The 26257-nt window shown below is 44.2% G+C and carries 24 protein-coding genes and 1 riboswitch; of the genes, 22 read left to right on the forward strand and 2 right to left on the reverse strand.

The window, feature by feature from the left end:
- The first annotated feature begins 19 nt into the window (after positions 1-19).
- The 3 genes from BAU14_RS12750 (at position 20) to BAU14_RS12760 (ending at position 3454) form a co-directional block, all read left to right on the forward strand.
- A complete protein-coding gene (locus BAU14_RS12750) occupies positions 20-736 on the forward strand; it encodes a pseudouridine synthase (protein ID WP_161900489.1) in 717 nt (238 codons plus the stop codon).
- A gap of 64 nt (positions 737-800) precedes the next feature.
- Positions 801-923, forward strand: a riboswitch (FMN riboswitch).
- A gap of 217 nt (positions 924-1140) precedes the next feature.
- The gene (locus tag BAU14_RS12755; protein ID WP_161900490.1) at positions 1141-1740 is read left to right on the forward strand and encodes an ECF transporter S component; all 600 of its coding nucleotides are present in this window, start codon (positions 1141-1143) and stop codon (positions 1738-1740) included.
- A 361-nt stretch (positions 1741-2101) separates the two neighbouring features.
- A complete protein-coding gene (locus BAU14_RS12760; RefSeq protein WP_161900491.1) occupies positions 2102-3454 on the forward strand; it encodes a M20 family metallopeptidase in 1353 nt (450 codons plus the stop codon).
- A 206-nt stretch (positions 3455-3660) separates the two neighbouring features.
- Here the strand turns inward: BAU14_RS12760 and BAU14_RS12765 are convergent, their stop codons facing one another.
- Positions 3661-3879 carry a ferredoxin gene (locus BAU14_RS12765; RefSeq protein WP_161900492.1) on the reverse strand — a complete coding sequence of 73 codons (219 nt, stop codon included), beginning with the start codon at positions 3877-3879 and terminating at the stop codon, positions 3661-3663.
- 30 nt (positions 3880-3909) lie between these two features.
- Between BAU14_RS12765 and BAU14_RS12770 the strand changes: the two genes are divergently transcribed.
- The 15 genes from BAU14_RS12770 (at position 3910) to BAU14_RS12840 (ending at position 22002) form a co-directional block, all read left to right on the forward strand.
- Complete coding sequence (locus BAU14_RS12770) at positions 3910-4929, forward strand: helix-turn-helix domain-containing protein (RefSeq protein ID WP_161900493.1); 1020 nt, start codon at positions 3910-3912, stop codon at positions 4927-4929.
- The gene (locus BAU14_RS12775) at positions 4920-6356 is read left to right on the forward strand and encodes a RecQ family ATP-dependent DNA helicase (protein WP_161900494.1); all 1437 of its coding nucleotides are present in this window, start codon (positions 4920-4922) and stop codon (positions 6354-6356) included. Before BAU14_RS12770 ends, BAU14_RS12775 begins: the two co-directional genes overlap by 10 nt.
- 67 nt (positions 6357-6423) lie before the next feature.
- Positions 6424-7110: a LysM peptidoglycan-binding domain-containing protein gene (locus BAU14_RS12780; RefSeq protein ID WP_161900495.1), complete on the forward strand. Its 687-nt coding sequence runs from the start codon at positions 6424-6426 to the stop codon at positions 7108-7110.
- Positions 7111-7295: 185 nt separating this feature from the next.
- A complete protein-coding gene (cmk, locus tag BAU14_RS12785) occupies positions 7296-7973 on the forward strand; it encodes a (d)CMP kinase (RefSeq protein WP_161900496.1) in 678 nt (225 codons plus the stop codon).
- A gap of 180 nt (positions 7974-8153) precedes the next feature.
- Positions 8154-9377, forward strand: coding sequence for a 30S ribosomal protein S1 (gene rpsA, locus BAU14_RS12790; RefSeq protein WP_161900497.1), 1224 nt, complete (start codon positions 8154-8156; stop codon positions 9375-9377).
- A 245-nt stretch (positions 9378-9622) separates the two neighbouring features.
- Positions 9623-10933 carry a ribosome biogenesis GTPase Der gene (gene der / locus BAU14_RS12795; RefSeq protein WP_161900498.1) on the forward strand — a complete coding sequence of 437 codons (1311 nt, stop codon included), beginning with the start codon at positions 9623-9625 and terminating at the stop codon, positions 10931-10933.
- Positions 10934-11379: 446 nt separating this feature from the next.
- Complete coding sequence (locus BAU14_RS12800; protein WP_161900499.1) at positions 11380-11655, forward strand: HU family DNA-binding protein; 276 nt, start codon at positions 11380-11382, stop codon at positions 11653-11655.
- 536 nt (positions 11656-12191) lie between these two features.
- Complete coding sequence (gene ilvD, locus BAU14_RS12805; protein ID WP_161900560.1) at positions 12192-13871, forward strand: dihydroxy-acid dehydratase; 1680 nt, start codon at positions 12192-12194, stop codon at positions 13869-13871.
- A 157-nt stretch (positions 13872-14028) separates the two neighbouring features.
- Positions 14029-15735, forward strand: coding sequence for a biosynthetic-type acetolactate synthase large subunit (gene ilvB, locus BAU14_RS12810; protein ID WP_161900500.1), 1707 nt, complete (start codon positions 14029-14031; stop codon positions 15733-15735).
- Positions 15736-16212: an acetolactate synthase small subunit gene (ilvN, locus tag BAU14_RS12815; protein WP_161900501.1), complete on the forward strand. Its 477-nt coding sequence runs from the start codon at positions 15736-15738 to the stop codon at positions 16210-16212.
- A 63-nt stretch (positions 16213-16275) separates the two neighbouring features.
- Positions 16276-17271: a ketol-acid reductoisomerase gene (gene ilvC, locus BAU14_RS12820; protein WP_161900502.1), complete on the forward strand. Its 996-nt coding sequence runs from the start codon at positions 16276-16278 to the stop codon at positions 17269-17271.
- Positions 17272-17290: 19 nt separating this feature from the next.
- A complete protein-coding gene (ilvA, locus tag BAU14_RS12825; RefSeq protein WP_420022092.1) occupies positions 17291-18553 on the forward strand; it encodes a threonine ammonia-lyase IlvA in 1263 nt (420 codons plus the stop codon).
- A gap of 523 nt (positions 18554-19076) precedes the next feature.
- Positions 19077-20117 carry a hypothetical protein gene (locus BAU14_RS12830; RefSeq protein WP_161900504.1) on the forward strand — a complete coding sequence of 347 codons (1041 nt, stop codon included), beginning with the start codon at positions 19077-19079 and terminating at the stop codon, positions 20115-20117.
- 8 nt (positions 20118-20125) lie between these two features.
- Positions 20126-21385, forward strand: coding sequence for a tetratricopeptide repeat protein (locus tag BAU14_RS12835; RefSeq protein ID WP_161900505.1), 1260 nt, complete (start codon positions 20126-20128; stop codon positions 21383-21385).
- 44 nt (positions 21386-21429) lie between these two features.
- Positions 21430-22002 (forward strand): ReoY family proteolytic degradation factor, encoded by a 573-nt coding sequence (locus BAU14_RS12840; RefSeq protein ID WP_161900561.1) that lies wholly within the window; start codon positions 21430-21432, stop codon positions 22000-22002.
- Positions 22003-22208: 206 nt separating this feature from the next.
- On the opposite strand, the gene BAU14_RS12845 is transcribed toward BAU14_RS12840, so the two are convergent.
- Positions 22209-23093, reverse strand: coding sequence for a YitT family protein (locus BAU14_RS12845; protein ID WP_161900506.1), 885 nt, complete (start codon positions 23091-23093; stop codon positions 22209-22211).
- Between the two features lie 310 nt (positions 23094-23403).
- Between BAU14_RS12845 and BAU14_RS12850 the strand changes: the two genes are divergently transcribed.
- From BAU14_RS12850 to BAU14_RS12865, 4 genes are all read left to right on the forward strand, one after another.
- Positions 23404-23775, forward strand: a complete 372-nt coding sequence (locus BAU14_RS12850) for a nucleotide pyrophosphohydrolase (protein ID WP_161900507.1) — start codon at positions 23404-23406, stop codon at positions 23773-23775.
- Positions 23772-24986 (forward strand): CCA tRNA nucleotidyltransferase, encoded by a 1215-nt coding sequence (locus tag BAU14_RS12855; protein ID WP_161900508.1) that lies wholly within the window; start codon positions 23772-23774, stop codon positions 24984-24986. Before BAU14_RS12850 ends, BAU14_RS12855 begins: the two co-directional genes overlap by 4 nt.
- 130 nt (positions 24987-25116) lie before the next feature.
- Entirely contained in the window at positions 25117-25485 is a 369-nt protein-coding gene (locus BAU14_RS12860) for a thioesterase family protein (RefSeq protein WP_161900509.1), read from the forward strand.
- 151 nt (positions 25486-25636) lie between these two features.
- A complete protein-coding gene (locus BAU14_RS12865) occupies positions 25637-26095 on the forward strand; it encodes a hypothetical protein (protein ID WP_161900510.1) in 459 nt (152 codons plus the stop codon).
- Positions 26096-26257 lie beyond the last annotated feature (162 nt).

The raw sequence follows: 26257 nt of genomic DNA on the forward strand, positions 1-26257 counted from the left end.
AGGAAATGAGGAAAAATAGATGGAAAGATTACAAAAGGTGATTGCTCATGCCGGCATCGCTTCAAGACGAAAAGCAGAGGAGCTGATTTTGAATGGGCGGGTCAAGGTCAATGGCGAGCTGATTAGAGAATTAGGTGTCAAAGTCAGCAGTAAGGACCGTGTTGAAGTGGATGATGTGCCAATCTATCAAGAAGAACCGGTGTATTTCGTATTTTACAAACCCCGCGGTGTGATTTCGGCAGTTTCTGATGACAAGGGCCGCAAAGTCGTAGTGGATTATTTCACTGATGTGCCGGAACGAATCTATCCAGTAGGACGGTTGGACTATGACACCTCTGGCTTATTGTTGTTGACAAATGATGGTGAGTTCGCCCAACGATTGACTCATCCGAAGCATGAGGTAGATAAGGTTTATGTTGCTAAGCTCAAAGGTGTGGCGGATCAGAAAAACCTGTATCCACTGACAAAAGGCATGCGCATCGATGGCCATCGCGTGGCACCGGCTCGTTATGAAATTCTGTCAACTGACTTGAAAGCACAAAACAGTATTGTTGCTTTGACGATTCACGAAGGACGTAATCATCAAGTTAAAAATATGTTTCAGGCGGTGGGCTTGCCAGTTCAGAAATTGAAACGGGAAAAATATGGTGACTTGACGTTAGCAGGCTTGCGCCCGGGAGAATTCCGGCAGCTGAATAAAAAAGAAGTGGCGTCTTTATTAAGTCAATCCAAGTAATAAGAATCAAAGACTTGCAATAGATGCCAGTTCCTGTATAATAAACCTGTAAAACTTAATAAAGGTTCGTCTTCAGGGGCAGGGTGAAATTCCCGACCGGTGGTATAGTCCACGAACCGTCGCACTGCGGCGGCTGAATCGGTGCAATTCCGATACCGACAGTACAGTCTGGATAAAGAAGATAGGGCTTATTTGTGCGCACTATGCCAGATGACTCTAACTCTGTTTTCCCCTGGAAAGCAGGGTTTTTCTTTTGCCGTCGATTTTTTATTGCGACAGCAAATGGTGACAGAGTTCCGCGGAATCTGACTAAGGCAGCAAAGAGGTTCGTTTGAAGATGGATCCTTTACCACTAACGAGGAAATAGACAACTGTTTCCTGACACCAGAGGAGAGGATTTCAAAATGAAGAATACCAAAGTTCAAAAAATGATCGGAGTCGCAATGTTTGCCGCAATCGGGGTCGTATTACAGTACTTGTCATTTCCACTGATCCCAGCTTTCGCCTTTATGAAAGTGGATTTCAGTGATACGCCTGTACTGATGAGTATGTTTATCTTTGGTCCCGGTGCTGGAATTATGACTGCTTTTATCCGCTCAGCGATTCATCTGCTAACCAGCGGATTGGAGCCGACCAATATCGTTGGGGATGTGGCCAGCTTCATGGCTACCACTATCTTTACCCTGCCGATGTATTACTTCTTCAAAAACGGCGCTGCCAATCTTAAAAACAAAGTATTGGGTATTGCTACGGGTATCGGGGCCATGACACTCTTTATGAGTATTGCCAACTATTTTGTGATTACACCGCTTTACTTGAGTTTTTACGGCGTAACAGCCGATATGATGTTGAAAACAACGCTGGGCCGCTACATCGCAGTTGGAGTCGTTCCTTTTAACTTAATCAAAGGAATCATCGTCAGTGGTGTCTTCCTAGTTATCTACACGAAACTATTGCCATGGCTTTCCAAAAAACAACGAGAACGTCAACAACGGGCAATCTAATTGCACGCCAAGAGTCGGGGATAATCGCGGCATTACCGGCTTAAATGCGAACAATAGCAAATCTGAGTCACACGAAAAGACAAGTCACTTCCATCAAAAAACAGGGGAGGGGGCTTGTCTTTTTAGTGTTAAAAATTTCAAATGCTGACTCATTCACTACCAGGAATGACCTTCTTTGAGTTTCGACACCAGCTATCAAAGAAATAAAGAGATAACGATTTTCTGAAATAATATTCCCGGTTGGAGGGTGGGGGTGAGGTGGACAAAAAAAGAAAACTCAGCTAACATAATGATGCGAGTTGCGCTTTTATTGTCTGTAATAAAAGCTGACTGAAAATTAAATATGACGGAGATAAGACTTATGACATTTATTAAAAAAGAACATCAGGAACAAGCGGTAGCTGCTTTGTTGGAAATTGCTGCGATTCCCTCGGTATTAGACGAGACAGACACAGCACCGGGGCAGCCCTTTGGTCGTGGGTGTTTAGAAGCATTAACTACTACACTGGCATTGTGTGAGACCTTGGGGTTACGAACGTTTCAAGATCCAGAAGGGTATTATGGTTACGCAGAAATCGGTGAAGGGTCGGAGTTGTTTGGAATTTTGTGCCACTTGGATGTTGTGCCGGCAGTCGGACAAGATGGCTGGCTGACAGAACCATTTACACCAGAAATCAAAAATGGCGCAATCATTGCTCGTGGGACACAAGATGACAAAGGGCCGACAATCGCCGCATTGTTCGCTGTTAAAGCATTGATGGATGCCGGTGTGACATTTAATCAACGGGTCCGCTTTATCTTTGGCACGGACGAAGAGAACTTGTGGCGCTGTATCAACCGCTACAACGAAAAAGAAGAAATGATTACTGCCGGCTTTGCTCCAGATTCAAAATTTCCGCTAATCTTTGCTGAAAAAGGACTGTTGCAGGTTTACCTGACCGGTCCTGGCTCAGATACGGTTCAGCTTTCGGCTGGTGGAGCGATGAATGTGGTTCCAGATCACGCTGAATATCAGGGAATATTAGCAGAAAAAACTGCGCAAGAGCTTACAAGATTGGGTTATTCTTTTGAGCAAAAGGAGGATCAGCTCACCGTTTTAGGTAAAAGTGTCCACTCCAAAGAGGCTCCAAAAGGCACCAATGCCATCGTTCGTTTGGCAAAAGCGCTGGCGGCAGTAGACACCTCTACTGCCATCAAATTAGTCGGCGACGTCATCGGAGAAGATGCCACCGGAACCAGCTTTGTCGGGAAGTTTTCAGATGATGTGTCGGGAATGATGACAATGAATGTTGCCACGCTAGAGATCACTGAAGCTCAGTCGAAAATCGGATTGGATCTGCGCTATCCAGTGACTTTGGAAAAAGATGTCCTGGTTGCAGCTCTAACCAAAACAGCTGCCGAGTATGGTTTTACGTATACTGAACACGATTATTTGGCACCGCTGTATGTTCCATTGGACAGTCCCTTGATCCAGACATTACTAGCGACATATCGAGAGTTAACCGGTGATATGACGGAACCCTTTGTAAATGGCGGCGCAACTTTTGCACGGGCGATGAACAACTGTGTCGCGTTTGGCGCTATGTTCAGTGATACGCCAGACTATGTTCATCAAGCAAATGAACAGTGGGCGCTTAGCAGTTTGTACAAAGTGATGGAAATTTACAGTGAAACCGTGTACCGCATGTGCTGTGAACCTCAAGTAGAAAAATAAGCACAAAATTACTAAAAAATCCGGTTCTAAAGCAACAGCTGCACACCCATTGAAACTAATGATGTCGAGGCGGCTGAGCACAGTACCGGATTTTTTTATAAAGTTTATAAAATGTAGTCTGGAAAATTATGAAAGTGTCCAGGCTTCAAGCTGCCACTTAAAAAAACAGCGTATCTTAAATTGAAGGGCGCCTTGACTGATAGCCACTAGAGATTTTCTATGAGGATGGCGCGCACCGGACATTTTTGCGCGGCCCGTTTGACGGCGGCTTCTTCTAACGGACGGACAAACTGTTGTGAAGCTTCGGGCTCTTCTTTAAAAAGAATGATCCCATCTTCATCATAGTCAAAGATATCAGGAGCATACACAGCACAAAGGCCGCAGGCGATACAAAGTTCCGGTTTTATTTTGCAAATTGGTTCCATTATGATCACTGCTTTCGGAGGTAATATCGGATGGATGAGTTCATTTTAGGAATATTCGAAAAAAGATCTGTTTTAAAAGGCAGCACTCTTTATCAACTTTTGACTGGTAGACGTACCAGTTCGGTATTGGTGTACGGGTGTTTAAACGATCTTTTACCTTTTTGGGGCCTGTTCCCCAGACTTTCAGAAGAAGCCTACCAGGGTATTTTGAAGCAGCTGGAGGCTACCGGTAGTCTGGAACAGGACTCAACGGGATTTTATCATAAAATAGCCGACGAATCATCTTTGTCACTTGAAAAGGCGGCGGTTTTAGATGCGTTGGACAATTTTCGTTTCAATAAAAGTGGTGAACAGGGCTGGCGTTTAATTCGTTTTGCGATCCAAGCAGTCTCTGAGTACCGGCGCTCGAAAAATTTTGTTCCCCTGGAAACAGCCCCCAAATACACTGAACCGGTTAGGCAATTGATCCGCAGTCAGGGGGTTGCGGCAAGAGCAACACTTTATGACGAACTCAGTTGCTTTTTTTCTGAATTGCCAGAGAGAATCGCTGACGAATTGGCGCAAAGTTTGACCGGATATCAGATGGATGGAAAAGCCGATTACCAACTGCTGCCTCAGAGCTTACTGGAAAAGCCGTGGCAAGAGTTAGCGATAAAGGCACGACAGCAGCTATTTATTAAGACTGTTGCAGCACATCCTGAAACTATCAGTTATAAGCTTTATCAGCAGGTTGCTTTTTCTGACGCCAATCAAAGTGCCTTAATCAGCCGTCGTCTTTTTCAAGCAGGAGCAAGTATGGAAGACGTCATGGCTCAGCGGCATTTGAAAACCGGCACGATCAACGATCATTTGATTGAGTGGGCGCTGTCAGATTCTGAGTTTCCTTATTCTCGTTTTTTTGATAACCACACGCTGGACATATTGCAGCAGCTTTCTGGCGAGCCGGTGGCGTGGCGTTATGGGGACATCGCTCAAAAAGAAGCGATAGATTACCTGACATTTGCTTTGTATCAGATTGCAGCAAAGCAGGAGGTATCCTTATGCTCTTGAATCTAGCACTGAAAAAATATTTCGGCTATGACGAGTTCAGACCGGGGCAACGAGAGATCATCGAAAGCCTGCTGTCAGGAAAAAATACGTTAGGGATTCTGCCCACCGGAACCGGAAAAAGCCTCTGTTACCAATTGCCGGGCTATTTATCAGAGGGATTGGTGGTAATTGTTTCGCCACTAATTGCCCTGATGGAAGACCAGGTGGCTTCGTTGCAAAGAAGTGGCGAAAAGCGGGCAATCGCATTGAATTCACAACTTTCACGGGAAGAAAAAAACTTTTTGCTGGCACGATTGTCGCAATACAAATTTTTATTTCTCAGTCCTGAAATGTTGCAGAATACAGTGGTAATTCAGGCCTTGAAACGACAACAAATTGCATTTTTGGTTGTGGATGAAGCCCATTGTTTGTCTCAGTGGGGCATCGATTTTCGACCTGAATACCGTCTGTTGCCAGACACTATTCAGGAACTTCAACAGCCGCCGGTTTTAGCGTTAACGGCCACTGCCACAAAAGAGGTGGTCAAAGATATTGCCAGCCAACTGTTGGGGGAAGAGGCGAATGTCTTTCAATATTCTGCGGATCGCCCGAATATCGCTTATTTTGTTGAACAGCCAGCAGAAAAAGAAGCGTGGTTGAAAAGTTATTTAGGTGAGCAGTCGGGTATCGGTTTGATTTATTGTGTCACCAGAACTGAAGTGGAGCATTTGTATGAGGTACTAAAAGAGCAGTTTTCTGTTGGTTATTATCACGGCGGTCTGGCCAGCGATCAAAGACGGTTGCTGCAAGACCAGTTTCTAAAGGGAAAACTGCGAATCATGATCGCTACCAATGCTTTTGGAATGGGGATCAACAAACAAAATCTGCGCTTTGTCGTTCATTATCAGCTACCGGACAGTCCGGAAAACTATTTGCAAGAAAGTGGTCGTGCCGGAAGAGATGGTGCACCGGCGACGGCTGTTTTATTGTATCAACCCGGGGATGAACAGGTTCATCGCTATTTTCGACAAAAATTACAAGAAGAACGGCAAGGCTTTGAACGTATTCTAGCAGTACAAGAGTCGTCGGGAAAAAGGCAGCAAGCCTTGAGTCCGCTGCAGGAAAAATGGCTTCACCTGGAAAAACAAGCGGATCCTGGTCAGCTTGCTGCACAGTTACTGACAAATGAAGTTCAAAAAGAGCTGCGGTTACAAGCGATGTTAGATTATGTCGCTTCGACTAGCTGTCGGCGGGAGTATTTGGTGAGGTATTTTGGTGAAACGAATATAGCGATTCCGGCGCGTTGCTGTGATTTTCATGAGGGAAAATTGTATCTGCCGGCAGATACAATTGCTTCTGAAAATTCGGAAACCAGTGTCAACCAAGATACAGTCGAAGGTTGGCAGAGCATTTTACTAAAATTATTTAAAGAAGAGATTCCCTTGTGATTTTATAAGACACCTGCTGATATCCTGTGGTATAATAGCGAACGAATGATTGCAGGAGGACAGACTATTGAGTAAAAAAGATGATTACCAAAACAATGACACACAAGAGCCATGGGAACAGCCAATTTATGACACCGACAGCGATGATTTAGGGTCACGGGCCCAACAACGTCGCAGTAAAAACGGCAACAAGATGTTTTTGATTATTCTAGTTGCACTATTGGCCGTGTGTATCGCCATGCTTGTAGGTTTTTATATGCTGGTGACCCACGACAATAAACGGGCGGCTGTTCCAGAAAGTACGACGACTGAAACAACGACTATCTCCAGTACGACAGCAGAAAGCTCAACTGCAGAAAGCTCAACATCAGAGTCTTCTACGACGGAAAGTTCCACTGTAGAAAGTAGCAGTGCACCGAGTGAGTCACAAGTGGCAGAGCAAAATCCCCCTCAAAGCACTGAGCCGAGTGTGAGCCCTGAGGAAAATCAAGCAGGCGACAACCAGGGTGGCACTACGCAAAACGCGGCAGATCAAAACGCCGCTCAGCAAGGACAAACTGGGCAAGACCAAACGAATCAAAATCAAACCGATCAGCAAACCCAAGCAGGTGATACCGTGACAGTACGAGATGGTGAAGGGCCTAATCAAGTGGCCGCTCGTGCAGGTATCTCAGTTGAAACATTGTATCAATTGAACGGAATCGACCCCAACAACTTCATGTTGCATCCGGGGCAAGAACTCCGCATTCGCTAAGAATTGGAGGTTCATCGTGAAAGCGGTGGGCCTTTTCTTATGCAAATCGCAGTCATTTCTAAATTGCCGCAGCCAGCGGGAGTTGGGTTTGAGGGCGGATTTGTTACGATCAAGCCTGAGAATAAAGGGGCCTTTTCACGTTAACCCGTGATACAAATCCCCAGGCAAAAAGAGGAGTAGAAGCATTGGAAAAATTCAACATTGCAATCGATGGTCCGGCATCATCGGGGAAAAGCACGGTGGCTAAAATCTTAGCCAAAGATTACGGCTTTATTTATACTGATACAGGAGCCATGTATCGCAGCGTGACTTACTTGGCCCTCAAACACGGCGTAGCTTTTGATGACGAGGCGGGTTTGGTCGCGTTGATCGAAAAGTATCCGATTACCTTCAGCCAAACACCGGATGGACAACTGGTATTTTGTGATGGCGAAGATGTCACCGCAGCTGTTCGTTCCACCGAAGTGACTAATAACGTCTCTGAAGTCTCTGCTCATGGAAAAGTTCGTGAAGAGCTGGTTTATCAGCAGCAGAAGATTGCGGCTGATGGCGGAGTCGTGATGGACGGACGTGACATTGGAACGGCTGTTCTACCGGATGCGCGTGTGAAAATCTTTTTGGTTGCAAGTGTTAAAGAGCGGGCTGAACGTCGGTATAAGGAAAATCTTGAAAAAGGGATTCCCACAGATTTGGAGACGCTCAAAGAAGAGATTCAGCAACGGGATTTCCTGGATTCAAACCGCGACGTTTCACCTTTGAAACAAGCCGAGGATGCGGTTAGAATTGATACGACCGGAATGAGTATCCCAGATGTCGTCCAAGCAATTAAAGATGTGGTTGCTGAGAAAATCTCTCAAGGGTGAAGAAAATTTCGTTGAAAGATTATTTAATGAGAGATTTTGCTGGGCATATCCCGATGAAAACAAGAATATTACAGAGAAATAAGAGAAATCGCTTTATTTTTCGCAAATTTTATTTTAAACTTAAGAGTGAAGTCTAGATATGCTTTATCTATTATTGTGTTGGTTAGGAGGACATGAGTCATGACAGAATTGAACAATCAAGTAGACGGTACTGAATCAATGGCAGACGCTCTGGAAAGCTTCGGTGAAGTGAAAATCGGCGATGTTGTCAAAGGAGAAGTATTGGCTGTTGAAGACAAACAGGCCATCGTCGGTATCGAAGGGGCCGGTGTTGAAGGGGTAGTTCCTGCAAAAGAACTTTCTACTTTACCCGTCGAAGACATCAACGAAATTATTAAAATAGGGGATGTCTTGGATCTGGTCGTCATCTCGTCCATCGGTAAAGACAAAGAAAACGGTAGCTACCTGCTTTCAAAACGTCGTCTGGACGCGAAGAAAGTTTGGGAAGACATCGAAAAAGAATTCCAAGCAGGCAATATCATTGAAGCCCCTGTAACCGATGTGGTGAAAGGCGGCTTGGTAGTAGATGTGGGCGTGCGTGGATTCGTCCCTGCTTCTATGGTGGAAGATCATTTTGTAGCTGATTTCTCAACTTACAAAGGGCAAACACTAGCGTTCAAGATCGTTGAAATTGAACCTTCAGAAAATCGCCTGATCTTGTCTCACAAAGCGGTAGTCGAAGCTGAAAAAGCTGGCAAAAAACAAGAATTGCTGTCTTCTATCCAAGAAGGCGATATCATTGAAGGAACTGTGGCTCGCTTAACTGATTTTGGCGCCTTTGTAGATCTTGGGGGCATCGATGGTTTGGTCCATGTTTCTGAAATTTCTCACAGCCACATTGCAAAACCAAGTGATGCGCTGAAAGTCGGCGATAAAGTGCAAGTCGCTGTTTTATCTGTGGATGCAGATCGTGAACGTATTTCCTTGTCCATCAAAGATACACTGCCTGGACCTTGGGACAATATCGAAGAAGTTGCTGCTCCTGGCACAGTTCTGGAAGGAACTGTGAAACGTTTGACAAGCTTCGGTGCCTTTGTGGAAGTTTTCCCAGGCGTTGAAGGTCTGGTGCATATTTCGCAAATCTCCCACAAACACATTGCGACTCCTCATGAAGTACTACATGAAGGGGACGAAGTGAAAGTGAAGGTTTTGGAAGTGAATCCTCAAGACCATCGAATCGCATTGAGTATCAAAGCTTTGGAAGAAAAGCCAGCAGATGCTAAAGAAGAGGTCGAAGAAGTTGACGAGTATGTGATGCCTGAAGAATCTACCGGCTTTTCTATGGGAGATATTTTGGGTGCTGCTTTGCAAAACGATTCAGAAACAACTGAAGAAGATAAATAAGCGACTATTTGAAAAGCCGAGACGTAAAATGGTGTCTCGGCTTTTTTTGTGCATCCCAAAGAGGGGGGATTTAAATTTTACAAGGAAAGCCGCACCTTTTTAAGTCTTTTGAAACAAACGCTGGTTTAGCTTGCAACTTTCTTCTGGATTGGGTAAACTGACAGAGGTCGGAAATAGTTGTCGCTAAGCCAAGAGACGATGCGTCTCTTATTTTTATTTAATCAAAAAAGAAAGGTGGGATCGCTATGGCAAATCCAACAATTGCGATCGTCGGACGCCCAAATGTCGGTAAGTCCACGATTTTTAACCGGATCGCCGGCGAACGTATCTCCATCGTTGAGGATACTCCAGGGGTTACTCGGGATCGAATCTACGCAACCGGAGAATGGCTAGGAAGAGAGTTTTCCGTTATCGATACAGGGGGGATTGATCTAGGTGACGAGCCTTTTATGGATCAGATCAAACACCAAGCTGAGATTGCAATCGATGAAGCTGATGTGATCGTCTTTGTCGTCAGTGGTCGTGAAGGCGTAACGGATGCAGATGAGATGGTTGCCCGAATTCTGTATCGGAGCAATAAGCCAGTTATTTTAGCAGTCAATAAAGTCGACAATCCAGAAATGCGTGGGGACATCTATGAGTTTTATTCCTTAGGTCTTGGGGAACCTTTTCCAGTTTCCGGCAGTCATGGTCTGGGAATTGGGGATGTCCTCGATGAAGCAGTCAAGCATTTTACCACTGAGGTGGAAGATGAAGACGACAATGTGATCAAGTTTAGCCTGATTGGTCGTCCAAATGTCGGGAAGTCGTCATTGATCAATGCAATTTTAGGTGAAGACCGAGTCATTGTTTCTGAGGTAGAAGGTACCACGCGGGATGCTATTGACACACATTTTGTTTCAGATTCTGGACAAGAATTCACCATGATTGATACAGCGGGAATGCGTAAGCGAGGCAAGGTCTACGAATCCACTGAAAAATACAGTGTGATGCGGGCAATGCGGGCGATTGAACGCTCAGATGTCGTCTTGATGGTCCTAAATGGCGAAGAAGGAATTCGTGAGCAAGATAAGCGAGTGGCTGGATATGCCCACGAAGCTGGTAAAGGGATTATTATCGTTGTGAATAAATGGGATCTAGTGAAAAAAGAAACCAATACGCTGCGAGACTTCGAAGTTGAAATTCGAGATGAGTTCCAATATCTGGATTATGCACCCATCATCTTTGTTTCTGCAGTGACCAAACAGCGCTTAAATAAGCTGCCTGATTTGATTGAAGAGGTCAGCATGAATCAAAATATGCGGGTACCATCAGCACTTTTGAATGATGTGATTATGGATGCGGTAGCCATCAATCCGACACCAACAGACAAAGGCAAGCGTCTGAAGATTTTTTATGCGACCCAGGTTGCGGTTAAACCACCAACTTTTGTAATCTTCGTCAATGAAGAGCAACTGATGCACTTCTCTTACGCTCGCTTTCTTGAGAATCAGATTCGTAAAGCCTTCACCTTTGAGGGAACACCGATTCGAATTATTCCACGAAGACGTAAATAACTTGCGGATAAATTTTAAAGAGTCGAGTCAGCAGTAGTTGGCTCGATTTTTGATTTCAAAAGCATCAAGTCCTTTGAGAGCAAATTCATCACTCCAAGATGGAAAGGCTCTTTCACAAGGGCTCAGCAATTTCTATCTCAGCAACTTAAAAACTCGTGTAGAGGCTATTACAGCGGGGCTTATTACTTTAGTCAAAGGAACGCAGTTGCCTTAAACCGTTTTTTTGTCGAAAAGCAGAAGGATCTCAGAATAAATTGAAAAAATACGAGAAAACGGTGAATTTAAGCCTTCAAAATCGGTGTTATCCTTGATATTACGCGATTCTTATGATAACGTATTAACAGAATATTGATGGGAATCAATATTTTCGGCGAAAATTTGGACCACTCAAATTTTCGCACTTGATGGTCAAACATCAAAACCCGTGTTGAGGAGGTGAATCATCCATGGCAAACAAAGCAGAATTGATCGAACAAGTTGCAAAAGCGACTGACTTGACTAAGAAAGACGCGACAGCAGCTGTTGAAGCAGTATTTTCAACAATCCAAGACGCTTTAGCTAAAGGTGAAAAAGTTCAATTGATCGGTTTCGGTAACTTCGAAGTACGCTCTCGTGCAGAACGTAAAGGTCGTAACCCACAAACTGGCGAAGAAATCAAAATCCCTGCAAGCAAAATTCCTGCGTTCAAACCAGGTAAAGCGCTCAAAGATGCTGTTAAATAAGACAGTGTTGAAGGACCCTTGTTCCTTGAAGGGTTCTTTTTTTTTGCTCTGAAAGTATTGGGACTACTTTTCTGGAGCATTCAGAGATGATATAAGGAGGTGTAGGAGACGTATTAAATGATATCGAAAACAGGCATATAACATTTAATTTTAATTATTCTCATTATATTTTTACATAAGTGTCGTTCGTGCTATACTAAATTCAGGGATGAAAAGAATTGGATTGATTTGCAAAAAGATATAAAAAATTCTGAAAATTCGTTGACATTCACAAAGAATCAAGATATAGTAAAAAAAATCATTGTTTTACAACGAATCTTACAAAAAAGTAAAGGAGACGATTCAGATGCGCAAACATGACAAACGACAAGAAATCGTCATTTTAGTCATTTATCAGAGGACTTGAAACACGGCTGGCAACAACCCGATGTTTGAGTCCTATTTGCGTTATGAATGGGATTCTGGCAAGTATCCCAGTTCATTCGGGGATACTTTTTTTATTAGGCGTTTGTAAGCAAATGAGGGGAGTAATGGAAATGAGAAGTGATCAGATCAAAAAAGGAATCGATGCGGCACCGGCTCGTAGCTTGTTATATGCAACCGGTCAGGTTAAAAACATCGAAGATATGAATAAACCCTTTATTGCGATTTGCAATTCATACATCGATATTGTACCGGGGCATGTTCATTTGCGGGAGTTGGCGGATGTCGCAAAAGAGGCAATCAGGGAAGCCGGGGGGATTCCTTTCGAGTTCAATACGATTGGTGTAGATGATGGGATTGCCATGGGGCATTTGGGAATGCGTTATTCACTGCCTAGCCGAGAACTCATCGCTGATTCAGCGGAAACTGTCATCAATGCCCATTGTTTTGACGGCGTATTGTATATTCCCAACTGTGACAAAATCACACCGGGAATGATCATGAGTGCCGTACGTACCAATGTCCCGGCAGTTTTTGTCTCCGGTGGTCCTATGAAAGCCGGTGTCGATTTGCGAGGGCATCAAACGACATTGTCTACGATGTTTGAAGTGGTAGGAACGTACAAAGAAGGCAACATGACCGAAGAAGAGTTTCGATTTATGGAACAAAACGCTTGTCCATCCTGTGGGTCATGTGCGGGGATGTTCACAGCCAATTCGATGAACTGTTTGATGGAGATGTTGGGTTTGGCTTTACCTGGAAATGGAACAATTTTGGCTACTTCATCAGAGAGACGGGACTTGGTTCGCCAAGCAGCCAAACAGGTGATGGAAATGGTTGCTAAAGATATCAAGCCAAGAGACATTGTTACAAAAGAAGCAATTGACGACGCCTTTGCACTGGATATGGCCATGGGTGGCTCCACCAATACGGTCTTGCACACCTTGGCAATCGCAAATGAAGCAGAAATTGATTACCGTTTGGAAGATATCAATGAAATCGCCAAACGAGTCCCTTACCTGTCGAAAATCGCACCGTCTTCAGCCTACTCGATGCATGATGTTCACGAAGCTGGAGGGGTTTCAGCCATCATCAATGAACTGGTTTCTATAAAAGGCGCGATTCATCCAGACCGTATCACTGTTACAGGAAAATCCATCAGAGAAAATGTTGCAGAAGCTGCAATCGTAAATCCGGAAGTCATTCATCCAAAAGAGACGCCTTATAGTCCAGTAGGTGGTCTGTCAATCTTATATGGAAATATCGCACCAGAAGGCAGCGTGATTAAAGTCGGCGGTGTCGATCCAAGCGTCAAAGTCTTTACCGGTGAAGCGATTTGTTTTAGTTCTCATGACGAGGCTGTTGCAGCGATTGATGATCATAGGGTACGGGCAGGGCATGTGGTGGTAATTCGTTACGAAGGGCCTAAAGGGGGCCCTGGGATGCCGGAAATGCTGGCGCCCACTTCCAGCATTGTTGGCCGTGGCTTAGGAAAAGATGTCGCCTTGATTACTGATGGACGTTTTTCCGGAGCTACGCGGGGGATTGCAATTGGGCATATCTCACCGGAAGCTGCCGCCGGTGGACCGTTGGCTTTAGTCAAAGATGGGGATACCATCACCATTGATTTGAATGAACGAAGTCTGAATGTTGATCTGACAGAAGCAGTCATGGCCCAGCGGCGTGAGCAATTGCCAAAATTTGAGACGAAAGTCAAAAAAGGCTGGTTGGCCCGTTATTCATCACTGGTTACCTCCGCCCATACTGGTGGTGTGATGCGTTTACCAGAATAGACAATGAAGTCGTTTAAAGGAGTAGCCTAAATAAGTGGTTTAAATAAGCAGCGTAAAAAGTGAAACTGTGAATAAGGTGTTAAAGGAAGAACACCAAAAGTCTCAGCAAGGGATTTAGCCGGCAAGAGCTGTTCGCAGTTTTGTAAGGAGGGAGCGTATGGAAAATTTGAAGGTTGACCATCAAAAGCAGCAGGTATCAGGTGCCCGCTTGTTATTGGAATGTTTGTTGGCACAAGAGGTCGAGTTGGTTTTCGGCTATCCGGGAGGCGCGGTGCTCCCCTTGTATGATGAACTTTATGAAGAAGAGATCCCAAATATCCTGACTCGACATGAACAAGGCGCAGTACATGCCGCACAGGGCTATGCCAAATCAACTGGAAAACCAGGTGTGGTAATCGTAACTAGTGGTCCTGGAGCAACCAATGCGGTAACAGGGATTGCCGATGCCAACAGTGACTCAACGCCACTGATTGTGTTTACAGGGCAAGTCACCACTGACGGAATCGGTAAAGATGCGTTTCAAGAAGCAGATATTTTAGGAATCACTGTTCCGATTACAAAAAATAGTTATCAGGTCCGAGATATCAACGACTTGCCACGAATTGTGCAAGAAGCTTTTCATATCGCCACAACAGGACGGCCTGGGCCGGTGGTGATTGATCTGCCAAAAGATATGACGATTCAACAGACGACTGTCGAGGTTGCCTGTGAGCTCCACATTCCCAGCTATCAGCCAAATACAATGCCGTCTGTCTTGCAAATTCAAAAACTGATGAATGTGTTGGAGCAAAGTCGCAAACCCGTGTTGCTTCTAGGGGGCGGGGTGATTGGGGCAAAAGCTCAGCAAGAAGCGAAGACATTTGCAGAAAAATACGAAATTCCGGTGGTTTCCAGTCTATTAGGTCTAGGAATTATTCCGGTGGATCATCCGTTGTTTTTGGGAATGGGGGGGATGCATGGCTCCTATGCTGCTAACATGGCTCTGACTGAATGTGATCTTTTGATCAATGTCGGCTGTCGTTTCGATGATCGACTGGCGACTTCGCCACAAGATTTTGCACCCGAAGCAATCATTGCCCACATCGACATTGATCCAGCAGAAATCGGGAAAATCATCGCTACGGACATTCCTATCGTCGCTGATGCGAAAATCTGCTTGGAAAAAATGTTGGAGATCAAGACGGGAATCCCTAATGGAAAAGCATGGCGAGAATTGTGTAAGCAACGAAAGGTAGATAAGCCTTTTTCCTATGATCGTGAGACCCAAGAAGAGATCAAACCACAAAAGGTTATTGAAATTATCGGGAAACTGACCAATGGCAACGCAATCGTCGTGACAGATGTGGGTCAGCATCAAATGTGGGCGGCACAATTTTATCCTTTTCGTTTTGCAAAACAGCTGATTACTTCCGGTGGTTTAGGGACGATGGGATACGGTATACCGGCTGCTGTCGGTGCAAAATTTGGCAATCCGGATAAAGAGGTCGTTTGTTTTGTCGGCGATGGCGGGTTTCAGATGACCAATCAAGAACTGGCAATTTTGAATGAACATGGATTGGCTATCAAATTTATTCTTTTAAACAATAGTTCTTTGGGGATGGTACGGCAATGGCAAGAACAGTTTTTCAATAATCGCCGTTCCAAATCTGTGTTTCACACCCAACCGGATTTCATGAAGATGGCAGAAGCCTATGGAATCAAAGGTGTACGCATCCAAGAACCGGGACTTCTAGAAGAACAACTCCAAGAAGCTTTCTCAATTTCTGGCTCAGTTCTAATCGAAGTGGCAGTTTCCAAAACCGAACATGTGCTGCCTATGGTTCCGGCTGGCCAGCCGAATAATCAGATGATTGGGGTGGATTAGATGAAACGGATGATTTCTATGGTAGTACAAGACCATGTGGGAGTGTTGAGTCGGATTACCGCGGTTATGAATAGACGGCAAGTGAATATTGATAGTATTTCAGTCGGGCCCACAGAAACAGAGGGCCTCTCTCGGATGACCATCATGATCAATGCCGAAACGCCGGCTGACGTAGAACAAGTGACTAAGCAGTTAAACAAACAGGTGGCGGTTTTGAAGGTCAGGGATATTACCGATGAGCCTCATCTGGAACGTGAACTGGCTTTAGTAAAGGTCAACGCTCCGGTAGCCATTCGTTCTGAGATCAAGGCAGTAATCGATCCCTTTCGAGCGGATATCGTGGATGTAGGTATCAAAAATATTGTGATCCAAGTGGCGGGAACGCAAGATAAAATCGACGCGTGTATTGATATTTTGAAACCATACGGCATTAAACAATTGAGTCGCACCGGGGTAACCGGGTTTACTAGGGGTTGATAGACCGGCGATACGTCGTCCGGCTGTTGATAGATGAAAACAAATATTTGGAGGGAAACATACATGGTAAAAGTATATTATGAAGATTCAGTTCAAGAAGATGCACTGGCAGGAAAAACAATCGCAATCATCGGTTACGGCTCACAAGGTCATGCTCATGCACAGAATTTGCGTGATACCGGCCATAATGTAATCATCGGGATCCGTGAAGGAAAATCAGCAGCTGCTGCTAAAGAAGACGGCTTTGATGTGAAACCTGTTTCAGAAGCTGCCAAAGAAGCAGATGTTGTCATGATTTTGGCTCCAGATGAGGTTCAAGGGGATCTTTATAAAAATGAAATTGCGGCAAATCTAGAGGCCGGCAATGCGTTGGCATTCGGTCATGGTTTCAATATCCATTATAGTGTTATCACCCCACCAAAAGACGTGGATGTCTTCCTGGCAGCACCAAAAGGACCAGGACACTTGGTTCGCCGGACGTTTACTGAAGGGTTTGCAGTACCGGCATTGTTTGCCGTCCATCAAGATGCGACGGGCAATGCCACTGATATTGCGTTGTCCTACGCAAAAGGAATCGGGGCAACACGAGTTGGGGTATTGGAAACTACTTTTAAAGAAGAAACTGAAACCGACCTGTTTGGTGAACAAGCAGTACTGTGTGGTGGGTTGACTTCCATGATTGAAGCTGGGTTTGAAACGTTGGTAGAAGCCGGCTATCAGCCGGAGTTGGCTTACTTTGAAGTTTGTCATGAGTTGAAGTTGATCATTGACCTGATCTACGAAGGCGGCTTTGGAAAAATGCGTAACTCCATCTCCAATACGGCGGAGTATGGTGATTATGTATCTGGCCCACGGGTAATTACAGATGTTGCCAAAGCCGGGATGAAGGATGTTTTGACGGATATCCAAAATGGAAAATTTGCAGAAGGTTTCATTAACGACAACAAAGCTGGCTTCCCGGAATTCAAAAAGATGCGGGCTGAAGCTGCCGGTCATCAGATTGAACAAGTCGGCGATGAGCTGCGTAAAATGATGCCATTTGTAAACAAGAAAGACTAATTTTAAGTAATCGGGGGCGATGAAAGTGGCGTTAGTAACCGACCATGAGGTGCGACAGGCTTACCAGCTGTTGAAAAATGCAGTCAGCCGCACACCACTGCAATATGACCGCTATTTATCGGAAAAATACGGGGCAACAATCCTTTTAAAGCGAGAAGATCTTCAGACGGTGCGATCGTTTAAGCTACGAGGGGCCTATTATGCAATTCGCCAGCTACCGAAAGAAAAACTGACGCAAGGGGTGGTTTGTGCCAGTGCGGGAAACCATGCTCAGGGAGTGGCTTATACTTGCCAAGAAATTGGTGTCCCTGCGGTGATTTTTATGCCGACAACAACACCCCAACAGAAAATTTCGCAAGTTCGTTTTTTTGGTGGCAAGCAAGTTGAAATCCAATTGGTTGGTGATACCTTCGATCGTTCGGCTGAAGCTGCTCGCGAATTTGCCAAAGAAAAGGATATGAGCTTCATCGATCCTTTCAACGATCCGGACATCATCGCCGGTCAAGGAACACTGGCCTTGGAGATGATGGCAGATGCACAGGCAGAAGGCTATCAACCGGAGTATGTTTTGGCTGCAATTGGCGGCGGCGGTCTAATCAGTGGGGTTGGCGCCTATGTCAAGGGCATCAGCCCGGCGACCAAAGTAGTTGGTGTCGAACCCACTGGTGCAATGTCTATGCGGGCAGCATTTGATAATCAGGGACCTGTGATGTTGGAGCAGGTTGAAAAATTTGTAGACGGTGCTGCTGTAAAAGAAGTCGGCGAATTAACCTATGCCCACGCTCAAGCCTATGTGGATGAGCTGGTTTCTGTGGATGAAGGGCTCGTTTGTTCCACCATTTTGGAGCTTTACACAAAGCAGGCTATTGTTTGTGAACCAGCCGGGGCCCTCAGTGTTGCAGCGTTGGAAGTGGTAGCTGATGAAATCAAAGGCAAGACAGTCATCTGTGTCATTTCTGGTGGCAATAATGACATTAGTCGGATGGCAGAGATTGAAGAACGTTCGCTGGTTTACCAAGGATTGCAACACTATTTTGTGGTGAACTTTCCTCAGCGCCCCGGTGCATTGAAAGAATTTGTATCAGAAGTGTTAGGACCAAATGACGACATCACCCGTTTTGAGTACACCAAAAAGGTCAATCGGGGGACTGGCCCGGTGGTAATCGGCATCTTGTTGAAAAAGAAAGAGGAGCTGCTGCAGTTGTTGGATAATCTCGCTGAGTTTGATTCGAACTATATCAATTTGCAAGACAATCCTTCTCTTTATACATTACTGGTATAACAAAAAGCAGACTATCATCCTGTAAACTAAATACTGAGGGTGAGACACAAGAAAAAAACAAGTACCTTCCATTAAAATGGTGGAAGGTACTTGTTTTTTTGCCGTTAAATAAATAGTCAGTACCAACTGTTTTTCTTTGTAAATAGGGATAAGAGCACAATTACTGAGAGTTTTTTGTGTCAGCTTGAAATTTCCGGGAGTTTCCATTTTAAAAAGCTCCTTCTAACTAAAAATTCTTTGCTTGATTGTGGAACCCTTCTGTGAGTAAAAAATGAAACTAAAAAATCGAACATTTTCTAACTGTGAGCAGGTCAATTGTGAGTAAAGCTGAATCTGAAAAGAAATATTTCCGGAATTGACAGTCTTTTGTAAGGTTAATCTTTGGGATTCCATTCGGATAGTGATAAAATTAAAGTAAGAATAATTTGTTGAAATTAGGTGCCAGCAACAGTTGAGGAACAATTAGTTGCCAGTGAACCTGCTGTAATTCAAAACTCCAAAAATTTTACGTGGAGGGCTGCCTGTGGAATTGCTTTATCAAACGGACCAGCAACAAGCAAGATTGGTCTATGGTGAAACGCTGAATCAAGGAATTTCCAAAGATTTCGCAGTAGATAGGCACGTTATCATTATAACGAATCAAAAGTATTACGATCGTTCCTTTGAAAAGATCAGTCAGCTGTTTGACCAAGCCATAGATGTGGATTGGTACATTTGTCGTAATCAGATGTATTGCAATAACCTATCAGAGTTAGCAGAATTGCTGGATTTTCTAGAACATTTCCCCAGAGACCGCAAGTACCTGCTGATAAGTTTTGGCAATGAAGGGGTAACCGAGCTGACCGGTTTTATCCAAAAGACTACGGTTTTAGATAGTCGCTTTTGTTGTCTGCCCGTATCCATCCGTTCGTTGGCTAAAGGATTGACCGATAATTGTCAGCTGGTGGGAAAAGAGCTGCGGCCACTGTTGTCAGTAGCTAACTTGCCGCAAGATATTTTTTATGACCAGACCATCACAGAAGAACAAGGGGATGGTAAATTAGTCGATTTTCTGATATTGTTGCGGGCGGGGTTAGTTTCAGATGATGGGTTCTTACGGGACTTGTACCGCAGTTTTACAACACGTCAAAATATTTTCAGCCGTTCTTTTGTAACATATATCCAACAGCTGGCAAGCTTCTACCAGGAAAAGCAAGTAGAGATTGAAGGTTATGGAAAACTATTTGAATTAGCCTTTTATGAGTTGCCAAACGGGCATCTATTGTCAGCGAATATGAAACGGATGTTAGGAATTTTATTCCACTTGCTTTGGAATGATCAAAAGCAACCGCTGAATCTGGATCTGCCAAAGTTTTTCCGTTGGTTGGCAACACTGGGTTTTCCAATCACGCTGCCAAAGCAACTCTCGATGACAGAATACAGCTTGCAGGTTATGAAACTGATGAAGGATTTACCGCCTCTGGATTTGTATCAAAAGATTGGTATAAAACAAGCAGTGCTTTACCCCAATAGCGAAGAGCTGGTACACATGACTACCGTTTATCAGCAATTGACAGGAGAATGAAAAGACAGATGGAAAATTCATACAGTTACCAAATGCTGGAAGCATTGGAAAAAGAAGACCTGGTTCAAGCGCAGTTGGCATTTAATGAGGCGCTTACCAAAGATGACGATGATACCTTGGCTCAATTGGCAAATCAATTGTTTCAGATGGGATTTTTAGAAGAACCGCAAGAAATCTTTACTCGCTTACTAGAAAAGTATCCTGGCAATGAAGAGCTGCTTTTGGGTTTAGCAGAGATTGCGATGGAAGACAATCGGATTGATGATGCCTTTGAATTCATTGAAGGGGTTCCAAAAGACAGTGATTATTACCCTCAGGCGTTACTTTTATCAGCTGATTTGTATCAAATGTTACAGATTCCCGAGGTCAGTGAAGCAAAACTGGAAGAGGCGGCTAAAATACTACCTGATGAGCCTTTGATCCAATTTGCATTAGGTGAACTGTATTACACCACGGATCGATTCAGTGAAGCAGCGACGATCTATCAGATCTTGCTAAATTCCAATATTGACCAGCTGGGTGGCATTTCGATGGAAGAGCGTTTGGGCATGGCCTTGAGCATGGAAGGCAAGTTTGAAGAAGCGATTCCCCATCTGGAAACAGCCTTGAAAAACAGTGATAGCGACGATCTCTTGTTTCATACGGCTTTTGTTTATCTGCAATTGAAAGAAAACCAGCAGGCAATCAATTATCTGCAGCAGCTGCAGGCGTTAAATCCCCATTATCAATCTGTCTACCTGTATTTGGCAGAAGCATTGCAGGAAGAAGAATTGTTGGAGGAAGCCCAAGAGACTATCGAAGCCGGAATCAACGAGAACCCTTACCAAGTGGATTTCTACCAATTCGCCTCTGAAAATGCCTATCGCCTGCACGATGTAAAAAAAGCGGAAGAATTCTTGCAAAAAGCATTAGAGACTGGTGAAAAAATTGACGAAACCCTCTTTATGCTTTCCAATCTGTATTTAAAAGAAGCTGATTATGAGGCTGTCATTGACACCATTCAGCAGATGGAAAATCCTGATGATGCTTTCGCACAATGGAATCTGGCCCACGCCTACAACCAGTTGGAAGAATTTGCAGAGGCGGCGGTTCACTATCAGCAGGCTAATATTGAATTAAACCATGAGCCGGAGTTTATGAAGGAATACGGAATCTTTTTGCGAGATGAAGGGCGCAAAGACGAAGCGTTGCATATTTTGACGCATTATTTGGAACATGAGCCGGGGGATTTGGAAGTACAATCGATCATTGAAGCGTTGCAGCAATAAAACAGCAAAGATAAACTGGCGGTGAGAAAGGACAGGTGAGAAAGATGTATGTAGATGTTCGCGAAAAGAAAAACTTTTTGAATTGGTTTGTAACCAATGGAACATTCAGCCGACGTGAAGTTTGTTGGATCTTAAACTATTTGGCCAACCACGAAGCGATTTTAGCCAACGTCCATTTTGTCGAACATGCCGAAGCGGCAGAGCGAGGACTGCAGATCCGAGATATTTCGGTGGAAGGAGAACCGTTGCGCTTACAACTTAACGGCAGCTTTTTCACCGACAGCGATCAGATTTTCCATGAAATTCGCTTGAATTGGAAAGATCCGTTGTATATCGAATGTCTTTTTACGGATGCCTGGGACAATCCGTCCTACTTGTCGATTCTAGAAGACAATCCTTACATGAAATGGAATGAGTCAATTGATCCGGTAATCTTAGAAGCTGTCGATCAGTTCATTGAAGAAGAGGAATTGAAATCAAAAATTGAAAAGCTGTATCTGAAGATTGATGAGGCTTTGGAAAAAGGCGATAAGGCCACATTTTTAGCCCTTTCTGATGAAGTAAATGCTGCTCTGGCACAACAGGACCTACAAGAAACTGAGGAATCTGTTGAATAAAAAGGAGTCTGTTGCTTAGTTGTCACATGAAAAACTGTATCGACTTTTGTCGGTACAGTTTTTTCATAGTTAAAATCTTATTTTAGTTGTGGTGCTGTGTGTTAGAGGAGTAAAAAATGGTTTTCAAATTTGGTACTAATTACCAATTATTAGCAGTTGCAAGGACAAAACAGGCCGCTCCGCACCAGGGTCGGAGCCGCCAAAGATTAAGCCGTTTTTTTCTTGCTGAAAAGTTTTTTCTTAGGACGCAGGTAGGTAAAGCCTTCACCTTCGACTTCATGAACGTTGATAACTGAAACGAAGGCCTGCTCATCAAATTCATGAATGATACGTTTGACTTCGGAAATTTCCCGGGTACTGACTACCATGTAGATGATCTTTTTATCGACACCAGAGTAAGCCCCGGAGCCATTCAAAAAGGTCACACCCCGTTCTAGTTCTTCCATTAAACGAGGTGCAATGGCATCTGACTCATTGGAGATTACCAAAATCCCTCGGGCGGAGTAACCGCCGTCTAAGATTGCATCCACGATATGGGCAAATACATAAGAAAAAATCAGTGTATACATCATGCGTTTCAAGTCGATATAGGTCAATGAGGCGGTTAGAATCAAAATATCCAAAATAAACAAGGTTCGACCTACAGAGACGCCAATTTTCTGCTCTAAGATTCGAGCAATAACATCGCTGCCGCCAGTAGTTCCACCGACACGGTAAATAATTCCGCTGCCGACTCCCCCAAAAAGTCCGGCTACCAAAGCCGCAATCAAGAGGTCGTGATCCAAATCAATGGAAAAGTTTACTTTTTGCCAAATAAATAGCCAGGCTGACAAAGCCAAGGTTCCAATAATGGTATAAAAAAAGGAACGGCGCCCCAGAATTCGACCGCCTAAAGCGATTATCGGGATATTGAGAACCAATGTGCTCAGGGCAGGGTTAATTCCAAAAAGCGCACGAAAAATCAATGTGATCCCGGTAACACCACCTTCAGCCAGGTGATTAGGAATATTCACGAAGACCAGTCCAAAAGCATAAATACAAGTTCCCAGCAGGATCACGAAGATATCCCGGCCGATTTTATCTAATTTCATAACAATTCCTCCTGTTTGGACAAATGATCCGGCATTCTCAGCTCTAAGGGGTGTCCGACTGTTTAAAAGAGCGGAAGCTCCACACAAAATGTAATGTATCATGAAATGCAAAATCCGACAATCATAGGCACTGCTGTCTGTCGGTTCTGCTAGGAATTGCCTGTTTCTTTTGATAAGATAAGGACATAGGAAGCTGTAAAACTATTTGGTGAAACGGTAGCTGTTTTAATTTTTCAAAGGAAGCAGACAATGCCTGTAAAAAGAATGAGAGCAACAACAACAGAAATTCCAATACAAGGGAGTCGATTTTTTGATAGAAGAGCGTTCGCTGAAATCAATGCAGGCTGAAGTCGATGCCTATATTCAACAATTCAAGGCTGGTTATTTCAGCCCACTTTCCCAGATGGCCCGCCTGACAGAAGAAGTAGGTGAATTGGCCAGGGAAGTGAATCACTATTACGGAGAAAAGCCGAAAAAAACAACAGAAGTCGAAAAGACCGTGGCTGAGGAGTTAGGTGATGTGCTATTTGTGACGATGATTATGGCAAATTCACTAAACATTGACTTAACTGAAGTCTTTGAAACAAATATGGCTAAATTCAATCAACGAGACCGCTACCGTTTTGAACGTAAAGACGGAAGGGTTGCAGAAGATCAGAGAAATGAGGAACAACAGTCATGAAATTGACAGTTTTACCGGAAGAGTTTCGCCGGGCGCTGCCAGTAATGGAAGAGATTGAAAAGGAAGGCTTTGAAGCGTATTTTGTCGGAGGCAGTGTCCGAGATGTTCTTTTGGGCCAACCCATCCATGATGTGGACATCGCAACCAGTGCTTTTCCTGCCGAGATCAAAGCGATTTTTTCAAGAACAGTCGATATTGGGATTGAACATGGGACGGTCTTGGTTTTGTTTGGTGATGATCAATATGAGATTACCACTTTTCGAACGGAATCAACTTATCAGGATTTTCGCAGACCGGATCAAGTCTCTTTTGTGCGGTCATTGGCAGAAGATTTGAAGCGCCGGGATTTTACTATCAATGCGTTTGCCGTTCAGGATGACGGCGAGGTGATTGATCTGTTTGGCGGATTGAAGGATCTGGAACAACATGTCCTGCGAGCGGTAGGAAATCCTCACGAACGCTTTCATGAAGATGCGCTGCGGATGATGCGAGGACTGCGCTTTGTCAGCCAATTGGGCTTTTCCTTTGATGACGAAACCTTTGCTGCTATCTTGGAAAATCACTCGCTGCTGGAAAAAATTTCGGTGGAACGGATTTTTATCGAGTTTACCAAATTGCTTTTGGGTGGTCATCGCAATGAAGCCATTCGACAATTTGTCGCAACAAAATGCTATCGCTATTGTCCTGGCATGGAAAACGCAAAAGATGGATTGACCGCATTTGCTCAATTGGTTCCGACGCCTTTTACGAAGGAGGAGGCAGCCTGGAGCGTTTTGCTAGATCATTTGGAGATTCCCACCGAAAAGGTCACCACTTTTTTGAAAGCCTGGAAGGTTTCCAATGATTTTCTTCGAGAATGCCGGGAACTGGTCTGGGGCTTACGGCAGCGGAAAATGGGCTATTATACCCCAATGGCACTTTACCGTTTAGGAGAGCGGGCACTGACAGTAGAGACGCTCTTGACCTATTACGGTCGACCTGGAGAAGCAGGGCGCACCGCGCTGGCATTGGCGCAGCTGCCAATTCGTTCATTGCGGCAACTGGCAGTAAATGGCAATGATTTGAAACAACAGTTTAATCAAAAAGCTGGACCGTGGCTTAAAGACACGCTACGTTATTTGGAACAAGGTGTCGTAGAAAGCCGCTTTGTAAACGATGGCCCAATCTTGTTGGCAGAGGCCGAGAAATTCTTAAAGCAGGACGCAGAATAAATTGTCAGAGGGCTTCATTAAACCATTTTCACAAAGGGGACAAAACCTTCAGCAGTCAATAACTAATCCAGTTCTGGTAGAACCACGATTATATAGGATCTTTTTCAGATCCCTCAAGGAGGAAATAAAAATGGCAGAAGAAAATTTCGAAAAGGATTATCTGGTCACCGAGGATCGTACGGCTAAAGCGATGGGATCCGGTGGACTTGACGTGTTAGCGACCCCGGAATTGGTAGCTATGGTAGAAAATGCCTGCTACCAACACTTAGAAAGCGAAATCGCCAAGGAAAAAACAACGGTTGGCGGCTTTATCTCTTTAGAACACGTTGCACCATCACCAGTAGGGGCAACGATTACAATCAAAGCCAACCTCTATGAAAGAGATGGCAATAAGGTCGTCTTTTCCTTCTCCGCTTATGAAGGGGAAAAGAAAGTCGGCAAAGGCAATCACGAGCGATTCATCGTGGACAAAGACCAATTTTTAGCGAAAATGTCCTAAGTTTACAATGGCTGCCTGCTTTTACGAGCCTTGCACTAAGCAAAGTTTTATCTTCTAAATCGTAGTTGTGCTAAACTGAAGCTGTAAGAATCAGATCCTGATTTCTGTTTGAGGTGCTCCTCAGACGACATTCAGATAAGGAGAGAAGAACATGTCAAGAGAAATGAAAGCGTTGAAATTCTATTTCCGAAACGGAGAAACTTGGACGATCGAACGTCGCTATATCGGTGATTTGTGGATCAAACAGATCACAACTAGTTATGGCCGTATCAACGGTAGTGAATTTGTGGAAATCCATCCTTGTGCCGGCTTCAAAATTGAAGTCTATCAAGAAGGCGATCATGTAGCGACACAAGACATCAACTTAGGTGGTTTGGAGTTAGGAATGTTCAACCGTGCCTTGAAATACCAAGACATCGAAAAAATGGAAATTTTGTTCCAGTCTGGCAAACCAGATATGGTGTACTTCCCATACAAAGATTTGGACACTGAAGGATTGGATAACGAATACCAATCTACCCGAGTTTCTGAAAAGACGAAGAGCTTGTACATCGTGATCAATCCAGAACAAACGGTGGATGAAGTTTACGGTGACAAATTCGAGGCATAAGCGAGTCTAAAGCGTGGGATCCTGCAAAAGGATCCCTTTTTTTGTCGTCAAGTAAAACTACTTAACAAAAATCAGCAAAACCACTGGTCAAGCCTTCAAAATCATGCTATTATATTCAAGTCTGAGAGAAATCTTAGTAGGAATCCAGTTGCATAGGGGGGA

The sequence above is a fragment of the Candidatus Enterococcus leclercqii genome (assembly GCF_009933135.1).
Classification (GTDB): Bacteria; Bacillota; Bacilli; order Lactobacillales; family Enterococcaceae; genus Enterococcus_C; species Enterococcus_C leclercqii.